The organism is Phormidesmis sp. 146-20 (assembly GCF_052939475.1).
This window is the reverse complement of the sequence record NZ_JBJPHT010000028.1, coordinates 1-20,938: the sequence shown is the minus strand read 5'-3', so window position 1 is coordinate 20,938 and position 20,938 is coordinate 1. Positions and strand designations below refer to the sequence as shown.

The following is a 20,938-nucleotide window of genomic DNA, read 5'->3' as shown; positions in this document are numbered from 1 at the left end:
AGATTTAGGGATGCTAAATGCAAAAAAGTTGACAGATTTAGAAACAGGAAGACTAGCGTATTAACTGACTGATTACTTCAGTTGGGACTCCAGCCTGTTGAGCAGCAGCTTCAAGAGATACGCCGCGACGCAAAAGACCAAGCATTTGCTGGAGGCGTTGAGTCAGTGAACTTCCTGGTACGACAAGCTGCTGCGTTTGGGCTTGAGCGATCGCTTGTTCAAATTGCTGACTGATGTTGCCTGCGGGTGAACCTGGATTTGGATTCACCCGTTGCCCAGACGATTTTGCTGAAGGAAGGGGCGATACTCCGGGCTGACTGCGGATAGCCAGCGATTTCGGTTGGGGCATCATCGTGTCTGGTACAACTTCAACCGTGCTGTAATCGGTCTGTTTGCCTAAGATTAGACGAAATTGATAAAGACGACGGGTGTTAGCGCGATCGAGGGTGATGATCGTGAGCGGAACCTGGCTAGTGTCCCTCGCGGCATTGGGAAGGCGTAGATCCAAGTTCAAGGGAGTTGATAGCTGACGCAAATAGATAACGGTTGCGCCTGTTGCAGCATTGCTTTGAGTCCCTGAATTGGCAGCGCCGCTGATTCCAGCAGGAGAAAGCGGTGAATCAAAATCCACAACAACCCGCGATGGGTCGCCTACCCGAACCTGTTGGACGAGTTCGCCAGTCTTGATAAAACTCACCGTGAGTCCCCAGGTTGGAGAAAGGTCTAGCGTAGGGACAGCGCCCGCGCCCTGACTCTGACTGGCAGAGACTTGACGAAATGCCATTGCGTCAGCCGGGGTAAGCTTGAGAAGGATTGTGCCTCCAAGAAGGCAACCAAGAAACCATTTCAACGTTTCCACGGCACGCCCCTAAAAGCTAATAGATTGATTGACAAATACCTGCACCGATCGCCCTTGCGGGATCTGGAAGACTTTTGGAGAACTCATGATAGTCTGAATCGCTTTCTCGTTGCGACTGCTCAGAACTTCAGATAGTTTGCTAAATCCGCCTTCCAGCGCCGCCCCTAAATAGTTAGGAGGAGGATTCGTGTTGGCTGTGGTTGTAGAACTTACACCACCACTGGAGATCGACGTTGACGAAGAGCTTTGAGAGCGATTCAGAATGCTGCCGATATTACCTAGCGCACTGGCGAAAATCAGCATCAAGTCTTTTCCAGCAACACGACGCTGACGCTTGTAGTAATCCTCACCCATCAGTAAGCCGCCTTGATCATCCCGAATGACGATCGCGCCTGCCGGAGGACTAAACTCAGCCCCGTTGATGATCACAGAAATAACTTCTAAATCCACAATGCCAGTGTTGGGGTCAGCCTTGTTAGTGGTGACAATAAACTGTGTACCAATTGGAAATGCAACCGAGTTATTCCCGTCCAGCATTGGCTCATCCAGTTTGATCAGAAATCGCGCTGCCGTAGACGAATTCGGTGCCCACAGAATCGGCGTAAGGGTGGCTGCCTTTGCCGAGGTTCCAACCAGCAAAGCTCGAATGGGGGATGAGGGAGTCGTCAGCGTGTTGAGTCCAGCCTGCTTGTAAAGCGATCGGACATTTGTGCCCCGGAAATATTGAGAGAGTGGAGGAGCCGAACTGACGGGGGTACTGACAACCGCTGGCTTGCTGGCGGATGCCTTTCCAAGATCAGTAAGACTGCTGTTAGGCGGGCCTCCTGATTTAGCAGTATTGATGCTGGGGTTCGCCGCGATCGCGGCTCCAAATCCAGGCGATACCGTACCAAATCGCCCCGACACTGAAAGCCGCTGCCACTCAAGGTTAGGGTCAATCTCTGGCTTATCTGGCTGAGACGCGATCGCGTTAGCTGGAGTCAGAATTGGGCGCACAACAGGCGCAGATGGAGGAGGAGTAATCATGGCAGGACTGGACGCGATCGGGGCAGGTTGAGAAACTGGGGTGGCGACTTCAGAGCGAGACGCAGAGGGCGCTATAGGCTGAGTTTTGGGGTTAGCATCCTTCTCATTGAGCGTTGTTTTACTAGTTTTCTTATCAGCACTTGAAAATACGTCCCGTTGTTTCTGAAGCGCCAATTCAGCCTTGCTTTGAGATTCAGATAACCTGACCTTTTCAATCTCCTCAGCCGCCGGATCTTTCTTCGCTTGCGTCTGATTTTGGTCAACGGGCTTTGTAGCTTTCTGCTGTGGAATCGCGCCCTTGTAAAAGGTCATGACACCCAAAACAATCATCAAGCTTCCACCGCCAACAACCGCAGCTTTGGCCAAACCGTTGTTGTGAAAGCCAAGTTTGGGTCGGTTCTGCTCAGGATCTAGAGCCTCGTCGTCATCGTCATCGTCCTCATCGCGTTCAGCGTCAATTTCTTCTGAAGCAACAGAATTACCAGAAGTATAGGCAGGATCATGTTTTGCAAGGGATAACCCCATTGTCTCTGCCAGTTGATCGAGTGATGGCTCTTGCTTAACTGGATCGGTTGTTTGAGTCATTATCTTTCCTCTGACTTCGCATTGTCTAAAATGTTGGATTGAGGCGCTGCACTGCCATCTAGATCCTTCATTGAGACGATTTCTAATCCTGCTTGGCGAATGGAGTAGACAGCCGCTTCAAAAGGATTTGAGAATTTGCCCTCCTGGGGCAGTGAAGGGGTGTCAACCACTTGGAGAATAACTTCTTTGTTGAAGGTCACTCGATCCGTGTCTCCAGTGCCAATCTTCGATTTCACCAGTGTTCCAACAACCGCAACCTTCCATTTTCCGTCCTCAAGCTTTTCAGGCACCGTCACCGATTGAAAGATCAACGCGGTCTGAACTTGCCCGTTGAACACGTCTTTTGGGGTCATATCAGCAACAAGCTTTACCAAGTCAGGGCGAAAATTCTCGGCAAACGTAAAGCTGGCTTGAAACGCAGCGGTTGTGATTCTCTTCTCTCCTCCTTTAAAACTGACCTTGACCCCTGGATCGCTCATCAATTTAGGATTGCCTGATACATCGGTTTGAGGCGGTAGATTATTGCTCCAAGACATCAATAGAATCAATGAGTCTGTCACAAACCGCCTGACAACTTCAGGGGTTCGATCTTTTGTTGACATCGCACCGACCTTCATTGCCTGCCCATCCGTCATCTGAACTAGCGATGGAGCAGGCTTGCTGACTAGACCAACATACGCAAAGAACATGAACACTTGAAACAGCAGCGAGATGCCGCCTACCAACAGTCCGCCCAGTGCAACCATCGCGGCGAAATCTCGATTTGATTTGTCCGTTCGTAGTCGAGCAATTTTGCTGGGTTTTGCATTCGTATCAACTGTCATTTGATTCCTACCCGTTCTTAAAAATTACGAGATTATTCAGATTGAGACGATCGCGGCGCAGAGCGACCATAGACATTCGTTCCGACATTGATTCCCGTTGAGACGACTGCCGAGGAAGCCGCACAGATGCCGTTGAAGATGGCAATGCCGCCTCCCGTTGAAAGCCCGATCGCGAGGATTGGCGACAGCAACCCGATCGCGATGGAGTGTCCTAACGTATCCCCGGTCGGTCCGGCATTCTGAGCCGTCGTCGCAACCAAGCCTGTCACCAAATTGAGCGACATTTTGCACAATCCTAGCGACCAAAACCCAGTCATCCAAGCATAGATTGGCTTTGCGCCAAACGGCAGCAGTGAAAGACCAACGGCGATAGGGCCAAATAGACCTGTAATCAGCATTGAGATTTCGATTGCGTATTGAAACGCTCCTTGCAGCGCCACCATGAAGGCTTCGATCGCAAACATGATCGGCGACATTGCGGTTCTCACCACGGTTGACGCAGCGGTTAATGGATCAGAAAAAGCTTGCTGAAACTGCTGCTGAAGATCTTGAAGCCAGTTGCTCGGAGGACTATTACTTTTGTACGTTTCGATGTACTGTTCAGCCTGCGCTTTTGACTCCTGCAAGCATTGCTGAAGCTTTTCGTTGCTGGTGATGCCATCGCACCGCGATCGCAACTGCGAGATTTGACTTTGCGCCGTCGAGTAGTTGGCTAAGTTGCTCAGTGATTTCTGAAAATCAAGGTTTGCGCCAACGCTTTGAATAATTTGCTGGTTCGTCGCGTTGATATAAGAACGCATTCCCATCGTGAGTTTACTCAGGTTTGAACCACCGTTTGACAGCAGAAAGATCACAACGATTGGAAAAACTAACTCGACCGCCGCAGGTCGCAAGCCACCTTCTTCCATCTCCCGATAAAACTTAAAGCACCAGAAACCGACACAGGCGATCGCGAGCAGTACGCCGACATTATTGATAATCCCGTAGAGTGGCCCCGTTAAAGCTTGCTCCCAAATATTATCAAGGGAGGTTGAAACCATGTCCGAAATTGTTGCTGCATTGTTCACGGTATTACAACCGAGTCCAGCACAGGCTTGAGCGAGTAGAGAAGTTGATTGGATCACCATAGCCGTCGTTTAAGTGAAGAAACCCTGGGACAAAGGGGTACTCCTTCATCCCAGAAGAAATCAGGAGAGAAATTACTTCAGCAGGCGATATCCTGAGCGGTTAATTCGAGCGAGTTGATTTGCTTCCGCCTGTTGTTGAACAATTCGAGATTGTTGTTCACCTCGCATTTGTTCATTTATTCCACTGAGCGTTAGATTTGTAGCTGCACCCTGCTGTTTCAGACCTTCCATCGACGTTGCTTGGTTAGCTAACAGTTGTACCTGTGCAGCTTGTAACTTTGCAGAATTGGCATTTTGGCTGGAGTTATTTGCCAGTTGGCTAGACAGATTCCCAAGTTGTCCAGCACTGCCGCTCAATTGACCAGAAATCTTGGCAAGGATATTCCCGCTCCCGGCATTCTGTTGAGCAAGCAGTTTCAGGATATCTTGAGAAGACGTTCTGGACTGCGCCTGTTGTCCAATCTGACCAACATTCTGAGCAGATTCAGTAGAATCTTGACCCATTTGACCGGATTGCTGGGCAGACTGTTGAGAGCTTTGAGCAGCCTGCATATCCGTCGATGTAATTGCCGCAGAACCATTCGCAAGTTGTTGTGAATCGGCAGCCGTTTGAATGATGCCTTCCAGGTTTTTCTTGCTCTGGCGTTGCCCCTCCTGGCTCAGGGTGGTCTGAGCGACAGATTGACCGACGATCGTAGCTTCTAAACCCTGACCTTGAACGATCGCTGGAATGTCAGGGGTGCCTTTAGCCGTTTTAGCTTGCTCCTGAATGGTCTTACGAGCTTTGTTAGGGTCGATAATCCCCAAGTCTCCAGCCACTTTAGTAATCTCGCCTTCCAGCCCCTCCCAGGTTTGACCCACTTGGGATTGGATTTGCTCCATCAGCTCTTGGGGCTTGGCTTGAATTTGAGAGATCAGGTCTTGAACTTGCTTTAGCAGCGAGGCAAGAGGGTTCCCGCCGCCTTGGGAGGTCGTTTGAGCAAATGCTCCTTGTCCTGACGCTGCCAGAAGACTAATCGACAGTGCCAGTGCCGATAATCGCCGGTTTGTTTTGTGTGCCATACACTTCTCCTTAGAGTGAACATCTCCGGTGTTGCGACCGAAGCTTAAACAGCCGAGGTAAGACGGTCTTCCAGAGCGCCGATGTTAGGAGAAACCTCCTCTGGAAGCGGCTGCGAATCGACCCCACCGGGCAACCGAATGGATCTACTCTCGCGCAGGGATGCCGTGAGTTCCTCAGCGAATGCCACCAAGCCTTTGTAGGGGTCGTCGTAGTAGTCCATAAAGGCTTTTCTAGCTGCGGCCTCATGGGGGTTATTGGCAACGACTGCCAGCAGGATTGGGGGACTGTAGTAGCGCACGAAGGTCTGGGTGCTTTGCTCGTCGAGAAGCCACTGTGAATACATTCCTTCCTTAGCTGGGTAGAAGTTCTTACCAGCATTGCGGGCAATGATAGATGGCTCCAGTTTGAGGATGTTGACAAAGCTTTCTTGCGCCACAGGCTGAATACGCCCGATGAGTCGAGTGGAAATGTTTTGAATAATTTTCGGACCCGCTTTTGAATTTGCCAGCGTGTTGGGGTCTTGGGCGGCGAGCAGAACGCGAATCCCTGCCTTTGCGCCGTTTGCGGTTAGGCGAGAAACCAGTTGACCAATTTCATTCCACTCCAACAGGACAGAAAATTCATCGATAAAAAAGACGCTTTCCGGGTGAGAGAGGGTACGACGGAGAGCGGCGGAGTAAGCGGCAAGTGCCAGAATTGAAGCATCGTCGCCATCGGAGAGTCCGCGCAGAGCAAATACGAGGAGCTGCGCGTCTGTGTTGAAGGTCGAAGGACGTGCGATCGCGCGTCCCACCCGTGAGCTAACCCAGAATCGCAACTGTCGCTTAATTTGGTTGATGGCTTGAGCCGTGTTTTGGTCATCCAGTACCTGTTGAGGCAGGTCTACCAGCCCTTTTTCATCAAAGAACGTGAGGAAGTCCACTAGCGTTGGTGTGTGATCCCACTCTGTCGTTCCCACTCCGGATTGTTGAGCCGCTTGGTATCGGGTCGTGATGTCCAGGTCGTCAAAGAAACCGTTGATCGCAGGCACTAAAACTGAACGGATTGCCTGTTTGAGCATTCGATCCGTCGTCGTTTGAGCCTCCCCTGCTCCAAACACCATAATCATCAGCGCAGTGGCGAGAAACTCCTTGTAGTCCACCATCCGGTCTTTGTGTTCTTTAGGGTTAACGCTAGAGAGATCAGGCAACTCCATGAGATTGTTGGATTCCTTTCCAATGTCAAAGTAAGAGCCACCGACATAGCTTGTAAAATCCTTGAACGTGCTGGCAGCATCCGATGGAGGAAAGTCCATTACAATTACAGGAATGCCGCGTGCTAGAGCGTGAAGCAGCATTCCCGATACCATGACTGATTTACCAGCGCGGGTTGTTGCAAACAGGGCGATGTTTCGGTGCTGCCCATATAAGTCGATATGTACAGGGACACCGCCTTCATCTGAAACGAGTTCCAGTCCCTGCTTGTCAACGGGGCAAGGCTGCACCAAAGACATAAATCCAGGAGCCTCGCCGGAGAGATAAATTAGGCGGCGATCGAAGGGCGTAGCTAACAAACGATCCCAGGTAGTTGGCAGTGTTTGCAGCCAGATTTTCCAGGCATATTCCACCTCTCGATCAACCCATGCTGGGCGACGGAAGCAGTTTTGCAGATAGCGACAGGCAGAATCTAACTGATCGGGTGTTTTACGATGAACGAGAAACACCACGGCTACATTCAGCGGCAATGCACCTTCGTATAGCGATTCTTGAGCCGCAATCGCTTTTCGCTGCCGCATCGAGGCTCCCACATCAATGTTGGCGTTTTGAGCTGACATATTTTGAGCCGCGATCGTCTGGCGCGTGACTCGACTCATGTTTTCTTTAATGATGGCTTCATTGGCGCGGGTCAGTTGACAGAAGCATTCGGTATCCGTTACAGCATCTCGTGCAAAGATTTCCCAGAGGTAACGCAACTCAGATTCCTTGCTTGCCCAGCCTCCAGGCTTATCCATAAAGACGAGAGGCGCAACATAATTGCCTCTAACGTGAATAAAACTGCGATCTGCGAATGGAACGCTTTTAGTATCAGGAAACAGATGACTTGTGAAATGCACATCAGACTTTGAAGTTTCATGGATGCCATCGTCATTGAAAATCGTTAGCTGGGGGAGGTCTGGGCAGTCATCTGCACTGAAGCGATTCCATAATCCATCCTCCCAGAGCTGCTGCTCAGTCATCGGTTCGACCAGCAGCCCCATTTTGGTGGCGATGAGCTGCTCCCATCGAATAAATCCATCCACAAAGGCTTTTTCTAAGATTTCTTCGTACTTCGCCTCGCGGATTGCCGTTGCTGTTCCCGCAAATTTGTTCCAGTAGGTTTCCGATTTCGCTAGGACTTTTTCAATCCAGTCGTTTGCTTTAGCCGTGGCAGTATTAACCGTATAGCTGACGTAGAATCGAAGGAATTTCGGTTTCCGTAAGCCTGCACGAGTCAATTCATCAATTCGTTTCTTCTCTGCTAGAAGCAAGAACTGGACGGGTTTTAAGTCGGTTTTAAGGGCAAGCTCTGAGAGATGCCGCTGGCGGCTGTAATCTGACGAGAACGAGCCAAAGTGAATCGTGAACTTCTCGCCCGGAGGGAGATCTTTTAGCCCGTTTTCAATTTGGTCAAAAATGGCATCGACTTGATCAGGCTTCAGGGTTGTGTGAACCCCTTTCGTCTCAAACCCGAAGATGAATTGAAAGCTTTCGCTGTTTTCACCGCCTCGACGGAGCAGATACGCAGCCGTTTTTCGCCCGCGTAATTCAAACCGCACGATCGCTTCACAGGGAATCTCATTTTCAAACGGGAGAAGTTTGAGCTTCTCTTTGCCGTTATTGACTCGTTTAACCTTTTCCTTGGGTCGCCACTTCATCGTGCAAAATCCTTCTTATGTCAAAGTAATGCTCAAAGTCCAACGTCATTGCACCAGATCTCATTCAACTGAAATCAAAATGCTAATAGTCCGCACCCCGATTTGAGGGCATAGATTTGTATCGAATATGTCCTCGACTCCAGCGGCTCGGCGCAGGCAGAAACTTAGAAAGGAAGCGGTAGGGGCGTGAGCCTGTGAGTACCCACCAGGTCGCACATCCCCACACAATTAATCCAACCGTCCATTCCCATCCAAGGGCAATCCCGATTTCAGGAAGAATGTTGCGAGTCACGATGAAGATAAGGAGTCCAATCGCTCCCCAGGGAAGCAAGAGATCTGCTGGGATGGGGCCAAAGCTAGGTCTAGCACCCAGCAAGGGGTTGACAGGGCGAAATTTCGGTTCTGACATGATTGTTGCACTTGCTTAGTCAGTCTGAATCATGCAGCACCGCCTGTGCCTGCGATCGCACCCGTGAGGGCATCGCCCAACACTCCAATGATGAGAATTATGAAAGGAGTTTTTGCAAGATCCTTCCATTCTTCACCTTGTCTAGCAGCATTAACCACCTGCACCAAAGCAAAGATGAGATACATGATAAACAGCGCCCGGATCGTGTTCATCACGAGCTTGATAATGCTGGCATCTAGTCCTGTGAAGTTGGTCGTCAAAAAACTCTCAGCGTTCTTAAAGAACTGAGCATGAGCCGCATCAACCCACGAGAAGCCAAGCAGCACGCCGCCTAGAAGCCCAATGACCACACCAGTCGCCATCACAGGGTTTAATTGCAATCGCAACAGCGATCGCCGCCATTGACTCTGAAGTTGCAGGATCATCAATGGATTTGAATAGGCCCAGGCTAATGCGAACATAGCAGATAGAAATCCTTGTCCACATCCCAAAGAAGCGATCGCGCTGATCAGATAGATAGCAGATAGGAAGGGAGTTTGAAGGTAAGCCGTCCAGGGCTGTCTGTAGGCAGAAATCTTAGCGGAGTGAGATTCTCGATAGTCCGTGTCTTCGTGGGAGTAGTTCATGATTGTTGTCTGGATGCAGTGTGCGATTGCTCTCGAAAAATCTTAGTGCTGTGCAAAGTAGAGGAACTTTCTACAGGGTTCTTCTACGCCTCAAGGGGCGCTGTATGGAGGAACGTATCCATAGGTACAGCAACTTCTTCCATTTTTTAGGGTGCCTTCACACGATTCTACAGCCTTTTAGTATTTTAGGGTTATAGTTTTTTAGATTGACCCTAAAATTTTGCAAGACGAGATGGTAAATTCAATTTCACCCTTAATCAAGCTCAATCGCCGAAGCCGATGGATGTCTCGTGCAGGTCAGATCGGACTAGCTGGAGCTACTTTGGCGCTATTAATGCGGGTTGTCATTTTACCTCAGCAGCAAACGCAGCCTCAAATTCTTCCAGTGACGGCTCAGGTTCAAATCAAGGGGCAGCGGATTGAGCTTGAAGTTGCTGAAACTCCAGAGCAACTAGAGCGAGGGCTGATGCATCGTCCTGAACTCGCTAGCGATCGAGGAATGTTGTTTCGATTCGATACGGCACGACCCTTAAAATTCTGGATGAAAGACACCCTGATTCCACTAGATATTGTGTTTCTTCTAGATGGGAAAGTCAGACAAATCGCATCTGCTGTGCCTTGCCGTGCAAATCCATGTCCAGTGTATGATTCAAAACTAAATGCTAATGAGGTAATCGAACTCCCCGCAGGCACAGTTCAAAAGTTGGGAATTAAGGTGGGCGATCGCTTGAGAGTTCAGACGCTTAAGTAGAAGGTTATCTACCTCAGCCCCAACTTGTGAAAAGAGTTTTCTGAATGGTTGGTTTATAGACCACACGGAAAACTTATCGCTAACTTCGGTTATTTCAGATTGCGCGACGAGCGAAAGTCTTTGCGAAGCAGGTCGAGTTTCTCCTCACTGGAAAGACTAGCTTTGCTATACGCGGGGAAGGTCAATCACGATTTGGCTGCCTCGTCCAAGAGGTGCAAAGTACAGCAATCCCTGATGCCGGTTAACAATGACTTGATGGCTTAAAGTCAGTCCCAGCCCCATATGGTCTGATTTTGTCGTGACAAACGGTTGAAATAGCTGTGACTGCTTTTGAAGATCAATGCCCGCACCATTGTCGGCGATGCAAAACCGAACCCGATCGGGCTTCACTTCACCAGATAAAACAATCGTAGGAGGAGTGGTGCGCCCTGGATCGGTAACCGCCTCGATCGCATTGATGAAAATCTGAACTAGGGCTTGGCTAAGTTGTTTTGGATAGCACTGAATTTCAGGAAGCCTTGGGTAGGTTTTAGAAACGTGAATCTTAAAGGTTCCGTACTGACGACTCAGCCTGTCATGCAAGATCACCAGGATTGCGTCAACACAATCATTCAAATCAACCTGGCTTAATCCTTCCCGTTCCGCTTGAGCGCAAGTATTCAAAAACCGTAGCGTCGATTGGATATCTTTGAAGGAGAACTGCTCTACGGCAGCCAAACTTACCCAGGACTCCGAGATATCCCCCAGATGGATCGTTCGCAATGCCTCATCAATTTCCTCACTATCGACAGAATACTGCTGATAAAGCTCTAACAGTTCAAGCACACCGTATGAATCAGTTTGGGCTTGAGTGAAGCGCCCCTTCAGTCGCGCAAAACTCTCACTCAGGCGTTGAGTCGCGACAGACACCAAGGACGGAAATTGCAGGCTGCTCTGGGTTTCTGAAGCATGAAGTTCACGAACGATGACCAGCACTTCTGCTTCTCCATAGGGAACCAGTCGAGTTTCATAAGACCGCAGGGCATCTTCTACAAATAGCAAATAGTGACAGGTCTGCAATACCTGAGTGTCAATGCACTGCTGAATTGCTTGAGATAGACTCGTCGCAACCTGTTCCGGCAGAACCTCAAATATACCGCGTCCCAAAAACTCATCAGGCGGAATGATTGGGGAAACTCCTGTCGCAGGAAAGAAATCTAAATAGACACCAGTGCGACTCACGCGAAAGATCATGTCGGGAATCGCTCGAAGAAGAGCTTCCTTCGTGGCCAGCGTAGAGCAAAGTCGAGCTTCTGATGCTTGAAGGGCGATCACCGCTTCTAAATGAGTCTGCTTCTGCTCAGATCGCTCCTTTGCAATTGAAATAGCAAGCGCTGCCGAGGTCAACAGATGAATTTCAGGCTGATTCCACAGCACAGACTCGACACAATTGATGAACCCAATAAATCCCCAGCATTCCCCGTTTGACATAAGCGGGAGTAGGAGGTAGGCTTGCACCTGAAAAGCACACAGCAGTTGCTGATCTGACTCTGCTAAGTTTTTCACCAAGTCCATGCGGTGCTCTCCCTGAGACAAGTTTTCCCACAGAGTCGGAACTACTGAATCATGGTAGAAGCGTTGTCGAATAGGGCCCGCTGAGAACGTTGTTGCGATCTCTGGAGCACACCACTCTGCTACTTGGTATGCATAGGCTCTATCATCTTGATCGCGATCGTTCATAAAGACGCAGCAACGACTTGCTTGAGCAGTTTGACCCAAAATAGTAGCCACCTCCGTGGAGCAGTAGCAATTTCCGTCACTGAGTAATCGGTGTTGAACCTCAACTAGGGCAGAGAGATAGCGATCGCGCTGCGTCAAAAGCGACTCCGACCGTTTACGTTCTGTGATGTCGCGACGAATGCCCTCACAGTAATGAACTTGACTGCGCTTCCCTATTACATTGAGGAACGATTCACGAACCCACCGGGTTGAGCCATCACGAGTTTTAATTTCAGACTCAAGCGCATAAACTTCACCACTAATGGCAAGTCGTGCACAAATTTCCTGCCATCGACACGGATTAACGTACTGGCAATGAATACCTTCTACAGTTGCAGTCATTTCTTCGGAAGAGGAGTAGCCATGTAATCGCGCCAGAGGAGTACTCACCGCTAAATAACGCCCCGTAAGCGCAACGATAAATGCTCCCCCTGATGAAGCATCTTGTGAATTTTGATATCGGGATTCAATTCGATCGAGAATGTTTTGGACAAACGGTTCTGAACGAGTTTGATACCTCGGCAATGAATACTTCACTATTACCCTGACTGTTCGCGCAATCGACAGCATAGATTATAAATTTGCGAAAATCGCTGAAAGCGCTACTCTACAAATGTGCTCACATCGAAGGCTGAATTAGCTCATGCCGAGGGATGATGATCTTGACTCGATATGATCGCCATTTGTTCTTCACTTCGTACACTGTATTGGCATTCGCAAAACCTTTGAAGCTTAAGCCCTTTACAGACCGTAATAGCTTAAGCCATACCTGGCAACCGTTTCAAACACATTTTTGGAAAAATAATTGGAGATTGATGAATACTTTGCCCTTGCCTCAAACTCACCGTTAAATTAACCTTTACACTATGAGCATAGGACTAGCATCTCCATATTCATCTAGTTTCTAACGCGGTTTTCTGGCACCTGCATTTCTTGATCATTCCTCCTTAACTCGTTTACGATTAAGTGATAGACATGATTAGCAGTACCGATTTTTCACCACTAGTGGTAGGATCGCGAAAGATGAAAGTACTCCCCCTTCGCAGCGAGTCTTGGGGATAGATTAGGAGGTAAAGATTTGTAAAAACTGAAAAGCCCCTCACCGTTGAGGAGCTTTTGCCCTGTATTAATCTGTCGAAATAGTGTGGAGAACAATCAACCAAGTTGTTTGGCGACGACTGAGGTGTTGACTGCCTCCCTCAACAGTCCAGCAACAGATGTTGCGAGGACGTGCTTTGCTATGCATATTCTAGACGGAATTGCGTCAAAATTCAATCCCTAGCCGATCGGGATTGATGAATTTGTGGCATGGTCGCCGTCCTGCGCTGCATTCCGGTTGCACGTTCTATACGTGAGATCCCAATGTCGCAGTTTTTTGAAGAGTTAAAAGTTTCGTCTCCAGTCGCTCCAAAGCATTACCAGGAGTGGGCGGAGAGTGGTGTTTGCCAAGAGATTATCGAAGCAAACGTCGTGTCCTTAGAGGACGATTCCCCTTACAGCTATTTGCTTTATTCAGATCAACTGGCGCGCCGAAACGATGGTCGCGTGGTGGACTGGGTGCTGCGCCGCTACCGACATATCGAGATGGGCGGGTGGTGGTGTGCTGGCGAAGATTTGATTAAGCTGAACGACCTGGTTCGAGGTAATCAGTTTCAGACGTATGACGCGGATGCCCATCGATCGCTGTGGGGACAGTTCAAGCCAGATACCCCATACCTTGACGAAGATGGGAAGCCGATCAAGTACGAAGCTCCTCCCAAAACCGATACGCGGGTAATTGCGCTGCATGATCCTCGCCGACCCCGGCAGTGGCTCGACGCGCTGCTCGATTCCTCTGTCCCCATCATCATCGTGGAGGGCGCTAAAAAAGCTGGCTGTCTCATGACGCTGGGATACCTGGTTGTGGCACTACCTGGAATTTTCAACGGATATCGAAAAAATAAGCAGGATTTAGAGACCTTTGATCTCAGACTCATCGAGGATCTTCAGGTTCTTTGTGCTCCTGGTCGCCCCGTCTATATCTGCTTTGACTACGACCAAAAAATCAAAACCCGTCGTCACGTTCAGCTTGCCACAACTCGACTCGGCAGAATGCTAGAGCAAGCTGGCTGCACCGTGCGGGTCATCGATTTACCAGGGCCAGAAAAAGGGGTCGATGATTTCGTCGTTGCTCGTGGGCGACAGGCGCTTGAGGCTCTCCCTGAAACGGATACAGCCATGCCTTCAGAAGCATTGCCGATCGCGCCAGCACCACACAAGTCTTTCAATTTGCCGCTTTTTATTCAACCATTTCAAGCAGTTTGGAGCGCACTAGCCACCACGATCGCAGTCTGGACAAGTTTTCCTCCCGTCACAGAGTTTGGGCGGCAAGCCTTTGACGAAATTTACACAGCGGCTCCCACTTTAGAAGAGTGGGAAATTTTGAACTACGGCCAACTGACCTATAAATCTGCCTGTGTGGTCAACGTCCAAGACTTGGGTGAATTAGAGTTAAAAGCGCCGCAGTCGGCTCGTGTTGTTGCGCTCAAAGCGCCCAAAGGCACGGGAAAAACGAAGATTATTACAAAGTGGGTCGCAGAAGCCATTCAACAGGGACAACCTACCTTAGTTTTGACCCACCGAATTCAACTAGGGCAGGCCTTGTGCGCTCGCTTTGGATTGGATTATGTGACAGAGCTACGAGATTCAGAAACCGGACATCTGCTTGGATATGGACTGTGCGTTGATTCCCTGCACCCCAAGTCTGGTGCGCGATTTAACGCGAATCACTGGAAAAATCCGCTGGTTATTGTGGATGAGGCTGAACAGGTGATTTGGCATACTTTATCGGCGGACACCGAGGTTCGTCAGCATCGAGTCGTCGTCCTCAAGCAGTTAAAGCAACTCATACAGAATGCGCTGGCACCGTATGGGCATGGACGAATCGTGCTGGCAGACGCGGATCTATCTGACTTGTCGATCGACTTCATTTTGGGATTAGCCGGAGTGAGCGATCAGCTCGAACCCTGGATTATTCAGAACGATTGGATGCCAGAAAAAGGCTGGAATGTCTTTCACTACAACCAGTCTGAGCCTACAACCTGGCTGATGGGGCTGAAAAAAGATATTGCGCTTGGCAACCGTCCTTTTATTCAAGTGAGTGGCCAAAAACGCACCTCTAAATGGGGGACGCAAAACCTCGAAACTTGGCTAGAGCAGGAAATCCATCGTCGTTTTCCCGAAAAACGCATCCTGCGAATCGACTCGGAATCTATCAGCGACCCATCTCACGAGGCCTACGGCTGCATTTCTAAGCTCAATGAAATTCTGACGCAGTATGACGTGGTGATCGCTTCCCCCTCGATCGAAACGGGAGTCAGTATCGATATTAAAGGGCATTTCACCAGCGTCTGGGGCTGTTTTCAGGGCGTGTCTTCTGCGGACGCAGTACGACAATCTCTGTCGCGATTGCGTGATCCTGTGGATCGGTATGTCTGGATTGCCGCCTACGGCATTGGCAAAATTGGCAGTGGTGCGACGCATCACCAGTCGCTTTTGAAAAGTCAAACTAAAGTTGTTCGGGCAACGCTGAAAACCTTGCTGGCATTTGATCAGGAAGATATTGATATTACCGTTGATCCGATCGCTCAACGAACCTGGGCAAAGATGGGTGCCCGAATTAATGCCGGAATGCTGCACTATCGAACGACCGTTTTGGCGGGACTCAAAGCCGAAGGACACACCATCATTCCCGCTGCTCATGGCATCAGCGCCAGGACGCGAAAGAAACTCAAAATTCAACTCACCCACATCTCTACAGCGAACCAGCAGACAGAATGTGCTGCGATCGCAGCGGCGGCGGAAGTCACCCATTTAGAAGCAGGCAAGCTCGAAGCTCAACGATCAAAAGTTCCAGCAGAACGCCGCAAAGAACGGAAATATAAGCTTCAGCAACGATATCGAATTGACGTAACGCCAGATTTGGTAGGGAGAGACGATCAGGGATGGCATCCGCAAGTTCGGCTGCACTATTATCTGTCGATCGGGCGAGATCACCTCATTCAGCGAGATACCCAGATTGTTAAGAAAGCCCTCGAAGCGGGGGAAGGCGCAATTTGGACACCCGATTTAAACTCATCCTTGCTGTGTCATCAAGTCGTCGTCTTAGAAAAATTAGGGTTAGTAGAGTTTCTGTCGGGGATAGAACTTTGTAACTCTAACCCTAAGCTTGTTGCGTTTGCCCAAGCGCTCAAAGATGTCCCCTGGAAAACCAAAGCGGTTTTAGGCATCACAGTCAACGCCAAATCCTCTCCGATCACTGTGCTGCGGCAAATTTTAACGAGCAAGTTAGGGCTACGGCTTGCGCTAATTCGCAAGGACGGATCGCGAAATAAGCAGGAGCGAATTTATCGAGTGATTGGACTAGATGACGGCAGAGGCGCTGTTTTTGAGGCTTGGCTAGAACGAGATTTACTATCGGTAGTCACTGACGGTATAGATCTAAGTTTATCTGACTCGGCTACGGTGGCGGAAGCTGCGTAGCCCGCTCTGCTCATAGGATACCCTTGCCTTACTTCACTTAGAAGCAGGGAGTTTTTTGAGTTTCGATGTGAAGAGAGACTCGCACACTATTCCCCGAAAGAGGACTCAAAAAAGTTTTCCGTATGGTTTGAAAGTTGACCGTACAGAAATTTTTCCGTATGGTAGAGATACAGACAATACGGAAAAATCATGATCAGTGACCACCTACAAGCAGAGCGACTCCGGCTTCAGCAGCTAGAAGACGCAGTTCGATCGACGGGTCGAGTTGCTCCAGCAAAATGCTGGCTTGCGGAATCCCATGAGACTAAAAACTTCAAGACCTACACCTACATTCGGCTAGTGGCGGAAAAAGCGAACGGCAAAATTAGCAGCCCATCGTTGGGGCGACCGGGCAGTGTCCGTCATCGAGAGTGGCAAGCCGCGATCGCCCGGCGAGAAGCGCTCAACGAAATCAATCAGCAAGCGATGATGCTTGAGGAATTGATTCAACGACAAGAAAACAAGCAAGAATGCATTGATAAAGCGGTGCATCTTGATAGCATGGGGTGAAGTACCTGTCAGCAATGGAGCGAAGGCGATGTACGCACCCGTTACAAAGCTTCTGACGTTTGAAGAGTTTCTAGCCTGGGACGATGGGTCGGGCAGAGAGTTTGAGCTAATTGATGGGGTTCCCGTGCCATTATCAGAACCAAATGCGAATCATGAGGACTTGACTGAGCGGCTGTGTGCCTACCTGGAAAGTCACTGCCAGGACAATGACCTGCCTTATGTGTCTCGTCAGTCTAAGCAGATTCGGCTCAAAACAGAGCCAGGAGAAAAGGAAAAAAGCCGAAAAGCAGATATCGTCATATTTGACAAAGACGAGTGGCAGCGAATGAAGAGTAGCTCTAGCTCTGCGGCGGCATATGTTCCACCGCCTGGGGCGATCGAGGTCGTTAGCAATAACTGGAAGGATGATTATCTGACAAAGCTTGCTGAATATGAAGAGTTGGGCGTTTTGGAGTACATCATTGTGGACTATGCGGCATTCGGTGGGATTCGGTTTATTGGATCTCCGAAACAGCCAACGATCATGATCTATCAACTTGAGGATGGAGAGTACTTACCAGGCAAAATCTTTCGAGGGCAAGACCGGATTGACTCTCGGCTGTTTCCAAATATTTCCCTGACGGCTGAACAGATCTTTGCGATGAGTCGTTGATAGGGAGATTTTAAGCAGAAAGCGATCGCGGTTTTCTTGATTGAGCTTAGAGAATGGTGCAACCGTGAAATCTAAAAAATAAAAGTGGCACGAAGCACAAGGGTGAGCAGGAGCAACCATAGCAGGAATAACTTTAGGACTCTTACAAAAATAACTTGCGTAACTTTAAATCTAGAACTGCTTCACCGTACAGGTCGCAACGCTATTGGTTATGCAAGTTAAAAACGTAAGGCTCCTTAGTCGAGATATTTTAGCTTTTCCAGTCTGTATGAGAGGAGATTATTCCGTATGTTTGAAAATTAAACCATACGGAAAACCTGATAGTTGCCTTCTATCACTATCGATCCAAGTCATGGTTAAGCAAATTTGCGTGCTGACTATTCTTTCCATTTATGTTTTGAGCCGCCAGCTTCAAGAGTTCTTGCACATAGGCTTCTGCCTGCTCACGCCCAGATTTTTGGCTAATCTGCTGAACTTGAGGGCTGTGAACTAGAGCTTTTATATCAGTATTAGAGCCGCTCTGAAGGATAAATTGGGCGATTTCTAGATCCACTTCACGAGTAGATTGCTGGTGCTGGCTACGCTTGCGTATTCTTTGTGCCAGTGTTTCATAAAGGTGCTGGTAAACCTGTTTCTGGTGAGCCGTGTTTAAGTGCCCAGATCCAGCTAAAGCACCAGACGCTGACGATGTTTTAATTGTCTGTGGCATCGAAACAGGTAGAGACACCGCCTGATGCTCCAATCGACTCTTTAAAGTTTGTAGGTGGTAAAGCTTGCCCAGCCTTGCACTATTGATAGTTTTGCCCTCGACTTCGATTAACAGCCGTTGCCCTCTAGGAGATTGATGGATCTGCACAGGTACTCCAGATGTTTGCAAGTGCTCAACGAGTTGCGGAATAGAAGCAACGTGCTGAATTGTTTGATTGAGTAGTCGGCGGATCTGCTGCGTTGCTGAGGGCGGCGCTCGGTCAATCACAGATGGCACGCCTCCGGCTAATCGCTGCTGGAGTCGAGGCAGGCTATAGGCTCTTCCCAGTTTTGTACCCGCGATCGCGATGCCATTAAGTTCAAACGAAATACCCCTGGGTTGACCGTCCACCGAGCAGTTCAGGCGAGTAGAAACTCCCATCTGCTTCAGACGATCGCTCAAATCGGTAATCGTCTCGATCAAGCGATCCTGATTCAATGTGTGATCGATCAGATGCTGAAGTTGTTGCCGAACAGAAGATTTTCCAATTGTTCTGCCCTTTTCAATTTCTCGACGAGTGGGTTGGGCGCGATCGCTCTTCCAACTTGAAGTCACCGGAACCAATGCATACTCGCTTTCAAGCTGCCGCAAAACAGCTTCACTGCGCCGAAAGTCCCATGAATCTGTTACGACTTGACCACTACGCTGAACTCGATTTGCAACAATGTGAACATGCTCATGGTTCTCCGTATCAGTGTGCCGCGCCAGCACGTACTGATTTCGCTGAAAGCCCATTGCCTTCAAGTATCGATCTGCTATTTCTTGCCAAACTTCATCGAACAAATGTTCACCTGGACTCAAGCTCAAAGCGCAGTGATAGACCGGACGCTGAACCCGCAAGCTGCGTTGACGAACCTGTTCAAACTCGATCGCCAACGCTTGAGGTGTCATGCCCTCCATATTGCCGCCGATGAGTTGCGCTCCTGGCTTTTCTAAAACGTAGGCAAGACATCCTAAAAAGTCTTTTCCTTTAACCTGTTTGCCGATCATCGCTTACGTTGTTTTGGGTGAGGTGTTTCGTCGATTTGCGATCGCAACTGACTAATTGTTTCCTTCAGTTCATCTACTGCCAGATGGAGCGTATTCAGGGTCTGAATGATTTGATGATCGGATGATCGATGCGCCGACTGTGAACCAATAGCAGAAGCGATTTGATTGAGGTTAGAGCCAACACGATTGAGATTGCTATGCACCTCACCCAGCTTGAAGTAGGTTTCTTCAGCAACCTCAGTGATGTCATGCGGCAGTTCAGAAAACCCAATGACGCACCGAACGTACTCGCTCACCGAAAGCTCAAATTGGGCTGCTTTCGCTGCCAGTTGCTTTTTCTCGTCCGACGTGAGGCGTAGTTCAAATCGCTCAGTTTTGACTTCTAGAGACATGGTTTTGTACGGACAAAGGGCATGGCTCGCTAAGGGCGGAATTAGGAATACAAGCGAGAAGTCTCGTCAAGGCACATCCCGGAAACCAACCTACGGGGGTGCCACCAGGAGATCCTGTAGGAATGCCCTGCTGAATGCTAAGTCTGTTTCAGGGGTGAATACCCTGGTAAGTGCTTAGAGAAAGGCAGAAATGAGCATTGGGTGGAACTTATCGCATCACTCCTCGAATAAGTCATTTATAGCACTCCCAGGAAACCCCTCTGAAGCAACTTCCAAACTCTCCGAATGGCTGTCATCTACGCAGAAAATTTATAAAGCTGGTTGAAGCTCTTCCCAATGCCTGAAAGATAGTAGTACAATTGCGGTCAAGGAAAGCTCTAGAAGTTTCCTAACTTGTTGATCTAAATGACCTCCTTGGGGTCATGAGCAGATTTGCCTGTATGAGCAACTTGATACCATCGAATAGCGCTGCCAAGGTGCAGGCTGAGTTGGTTGTTGATGCAATTTCAAAACTGGAAGCCCTTCCTCAGAAAACTCCGACACAAAAACGTGAACTTACAACGCGGGAAACTGTGTCTGCGATGTACGGAACGTTGTCGAAGCTCAGGTTTGAGAAGGGCTACTCATTCGATGAAATTGCCGACTTTTTGAAGGAGATGATTGGACTTGATGTGAGTCCAAAAACACTGCACAACTATTTTGCAGAAGAAACTAAGTCTCGTAAAAAATCGGCTCGTCAGCAAAATCGGCGCTCTAGAGGGACAGATTCACCTGCGATCGCGCAGCGCTCGATCAAGACAACGCTAGACAATCACGGCTCAACATCAAAACCAGAATCATCCAGCCCTTCGACTACTACCCCTGAGCGCCAGCTAGATTCAAGCGCTGAATCAGGCTCATCTCAGTTTGACCTTCAACAGGCTTTAGCAGAGATTCCTAATGACAGCGAAAAAGCTGCTTCACCTGCTGCTAATGCCTCCACAACCTCATCTGAGCCGCTCACAAATGAAAGGTGGGTTGAGCCAGAATTCAACACTATCCAAACTAGACCGAAAAAGCGTAGGAGCTAATCGTTTATGACTTCCACTCTCAATCGCATTGTCTTTATTTTCAATAGTCCGGACGATTTTTAGGAGAGGGAATCGACAAGAAAGCCATCGATCTA

16 protein-coding genes are annotated in these 20,938 nt (G+C 49.1%); 5 read left to right on the top strand and 11 right to left on the bottom strand.

Going from position 1 to position 20,938, the window contains the following annotated elements:
- Nucleotides 1-52: 52 nt before the first annotated feature.
- The 8 genes from ACKFKH_RS20170 to ACKFKH_RS20135 all read right to left on the bottom strand — a co-directional run bounded on the left by ACKFKH_RS20170 (nt 53) and on the right by ACKFKH_RS20135 (nt 9,412).
- The gene (locus tag ACKFKH_RS20170) at nt 53-784 is read right to left on the bottom strand and encodes a hypothetical protein (RefSeq protein WP_446860135.1); all 732 of its coding nucleotides are present in this window, start codon (nt 782-784) and stop codon (nt 53-55) included.
- A gap of 84 nt (nt 785-868) precedes the next feature.
- The gene (locus tag ACKFKH_RS20165; RefSeq protein WP_446860134.1) at nt 869-2,470 is read right to left on the bottom strand and encodes a hypothetical protein; all 1,602 of its coding nucleotides are present in this window, start codon (nt 2,468-2,470) and stop codon (nt 869-871) included.
- The gene (locus tag ACKFKH_RS20160; protein WP_446860133.1) at nt 2,470-3,294 is read right to left on the bottom strand and encodes a hypothetical protein; all 825 of its coding nucleotides are present in this window, start codon (nt 3,292-3,294) and stop codon (nt 2,470-2,472) included. Before ACKFKH_RS20160 ends, ACKFKH_RS20165 begins: the two co-directional genes overlap by 1 nt.
- A gap of 32 nt (nt 3,295-3,326) precedes the next feature.
- The gene (locus ACKFKH_RS20155) at nt 3,327-4,421 is read right to left on the bottom strand and encodes a hypothetical protein (protein WP_446860132.1); all 1,095 of its coding nucleotides are present in this window, start codon (nt 4,419-4,421) and stop codon (nt 3,327-3,329) included.
- A 72-nt stretch (nt 4,422-4,493) separates the two neighbouring features.
- Entirely contained in the window at nt 4,494-5,483 is a 990-nt protein-coding gene (locus ACKFKH_RS20150) for a hypothetical protein (RefSeq protein WP_446860131.1), read from the bottom strand.
- Nucleotides 5,484-5,527: 44 nt separating this feature from the next.
- Nucleotides 5,528-8,377: a hypothetical protein gene (locus tag ACKFKH_RS20145; protein WP_446860130.1), complete on the bottom strand. Its 2,850-nt coding sequence runs from the start codon at nt 8,375-8,377 to the stop codon at nt 5,528-5,530.
- An 82-nt stretch (nt 8,378-8,459) separates the two neighbouring features.
- Nucleotides 8,460-8,786: a hypothetical protein gene (locus ACKFKH_RS20140; protein WP_446860129.1), complete on the bottom strand. Its 327-nt coding sequence runs from the start codon at nt 8,784-8,786 to the stop codon at nt 8,460-8,462.
- A gap of 29 nt (nt 8,787-8,815) precedes the next feature.
- Complete coding sequence (locus tag ACKFKH_RS20135; RefSeq protein ID WP_446860128.1) at nt 8,816-9,412, bottom strand: hypothetical protein; 597 nt, start codon at nt 9,410-9,412, stop codon at nt 8,816-8,818.
- Nucleotides 9,413-9,644: 232 nt separating this feature from the next.
- Here ACKFKH_RS20135 and ACKFKH_RS20130 point away from each other — a divergent pair, with 232 nt between their 5' ends.
- The gene (locus ACKFKH_RS20130; protein WP_446860127.1) at nt 9,645-10,163 is read left to right on the top strand and encodes a DUF192 domain-containing protein; all 519 of its coding nucleotides are present in this window, start codon (nt 9,645-9,647) and stop codon (nt 10,161-10,163) included.
- 165 nt (nt 10,164-10,328) lie between these two features.
- Here the strand turns inward: ACKFKH_RS20130 and ACKFKH_RS20125 are convergent, their stop codons facing one another.
- The gene (locus tag ACKFKH_RS20125; protein WP_446860126.1) at nt 10,329-12,458 is read right to left on the bottom strand and encodes an ATP-binding protein; all 2,130 of its coding nucleotides are present in this window, start codon (nt 12,456-12,458) and stop codon (nt 10,329-10,331) included.
- 825 nt (nt 12,459-13,283) lie between these two features.
- On the opposite strand from ACKFKH_RS20125, the gene ACKFKH_RS20120 reads away from it, so the two are divergent.
- From ACKFKH_RS20120 to ACKFKH_RS20110, 3 genes are all read left to right on the top strand, one after another.
- Complete coding sequence (locus ACKFKH_RS20120) at nt 13,284-16,442, top strand: plasmid replication protein, CyRepA1 family (RefSeq protein ID WP_446860125.1); 3,159 nt, start codon at nt 13,284-13,286, stop codon at nt 16,440-16,442.
- A gap of 189 nt (nt 16,443-16,631) precedes the next feature.
- A complete protein-coding gene (locus tag ACKFKH_RS20115) occupies nt 16,632-16,991 on the top strand; it encodes a hypothetical protein (protein WP_446860124.1) in 360 nt (119 codons plus the stop codon).
- 28 nt (nt 16,992-17,019) lie between these two features.
- Nucleotides 17,020-17,643, top strand: coding sequence for a Uma2 family endonuclease (locus tag ACKFKH_RS20110; protein WP_446860123.1), 624 nt, complete (start codon nt 17,020-17,022; stop codon nt 17,641-17,643).
- Nucleotides 17,644-17,980: 337 nt separating this feature from the next.
- Here ACKFKH_RS20110 and ACKFKH_RS20105 read toward each other — a convergent pair whose 3' ends face one another.
- Both ACKFKH_RS20105 and ACKFKH_RS20100 read right to left on the bottom strand, forming a co-directional pair.
- Complete coding sequence (locus ACKFKH_RS20105) at nt 17,981-19,381, bottom strand: relaxase/mobilization nuclease domain-containing protein (protein ID WP_446860122.1); 1,401 nt, start codon at nt 19,379-19,381, stop codon at nt 17,981-17,983.
- Entirely contained in the window at nt 19,378-19,773 is a 396-nt protein-coding gene (locus ACKFKH_RS20100; RefSeq protein ID WP_446860121.1) for a plasmid mobilization protein, read from the bottom strand. Before ACKFKH_RS20100 ends, ACKFKH_RS20105 begins: the two co-directional genes overlap by 4 nt.
- A gap of 440 nt (nt 19,774-20,213) precedes the next feature.
- Between ACKFKH_RS20100 and ACKFKH_RS20095 the strand changes: the two genes are divergently transcribed.
- Complete coding sequence (locus ACKFKH_RS20095) at nt 20,214-20,843, top strand: hypothetical protein (RefSeq protein ID WP_446860120.1); 630 nt, start codon at nt 20,214-20,216, stop codon at nt 20,841-20,843.
- Nucleotides 20,844-20,938 lie beyond the last annotated feature (95 nt).

Bases quoted from the DNA above. Each gene is read 5' to 3' on its own strand.
- ACKFKH_RS20170 (WP_446860135.1), bottom strand. From the start codon at position 784: ATGGCATTTCGTCAAGTCTCTGCCAGTCAGAGTCAGGGCGCGGGCGCT.
- ACKFKH_RS20165 (WP_446860134.1), bottom strand. From the start codon at position 2,470: ATGACTCAAACAACCGATCCAGTTAAGCAAGAGCCATCACTCGATCAA.
- ACKFKH_RS20160 (WP_446860133.1), bottom strand. From the start codon at position 3,294: ATGACAGTTGATACGAATGCAAAACCCAGCAAAATTGCTCGACTACGA.
- ACKFKH_RS20155 (WP_446860132.1), bottom strand. From the start codon at position 4,421: ATGGTGATCCAATCAACTTCTCTACTCGCTCAAGCCTGTGCTGGACTC.
- ACKFKH_RS20150 (WP_446860131.1), bottom strand. From the start codon at position 5,483: ATGGCACACAAAACAAACCGGCGATTATCGGCACTGGCACTGTCGATT.
- ACKFKH_RS20145 (WP_446860130.1), bottom strand. From the start codon at position 8,377: ATGAAGTGGCGACCCAAGGAAAAGGTTAAACGAGTCAATAACGGCAAA.
- ACKFKH_RS20140 (WP_446860129.1), bottom strand. From the start codon at position 8,786: ATGTCAGAACCGAAATTTCGCCCTGTCAACCCCTTGCTGGGTGCTAGA.
- ACKFKH_RS20135 (WP_446860128.1), bottom strand. From the start codon at position 9,412: ATGAACTACTCCCACGAAGACACGGACTATCGAGAATCTCACTCCGCT.
- ACKFKH_RS20130 (WP_446860127.1), top strand. From the start codon at position 9,645: ATGGTAAATTCAATTTCACCCTTAATCAAGCTCAATCGCCGAAGCCGA.
- ACKFKH_RS20120 (WP_446860125.1), top strand. From the start codon at position 13,284: ATGTCGCAGTTTTTTGAAGAGTTAAAAGTTTCGTCTCCAGTCGCTCCA.
- ACKFKH_RS20115 (WP_446860124.1), top strand. From the start codon at position 16,632: ATGATCAGTGACCACCTACAAGCAGAGCGACTCCGGCTTCAGCAGCTA.
- ACKFKH_RS20110 (WP_446860123.1), top strand. From the start codon at position 17,020: ATGTACGCACCCGTTACAAAGCTTCTGACGTTTGAAGAGTTTCTAGCC.
- ACKFKH_RS20105 (WP_446860122.1), bottom strand. From the start codon at position 19,381: ATGATCGGCAAACAGGTTAAAGGAAAAGACTTTTTAGGATGTCTTGCC.
- ACKFKH_RS20100 (WP_446860121.1), bottom strand. From the start codon at position 19,773: ATGTCTCTAGAAGTCAAAACTGAGCGATTTGAACTACGCCTCACGTCG.
- ACKFKH_RS20095 (WP_446860120.1), top strand. From the start codon at position 20,214: ATGAGCAACTTGATACCATCGAATAGCGCTGCCAAGGTGCAGGCTGAG.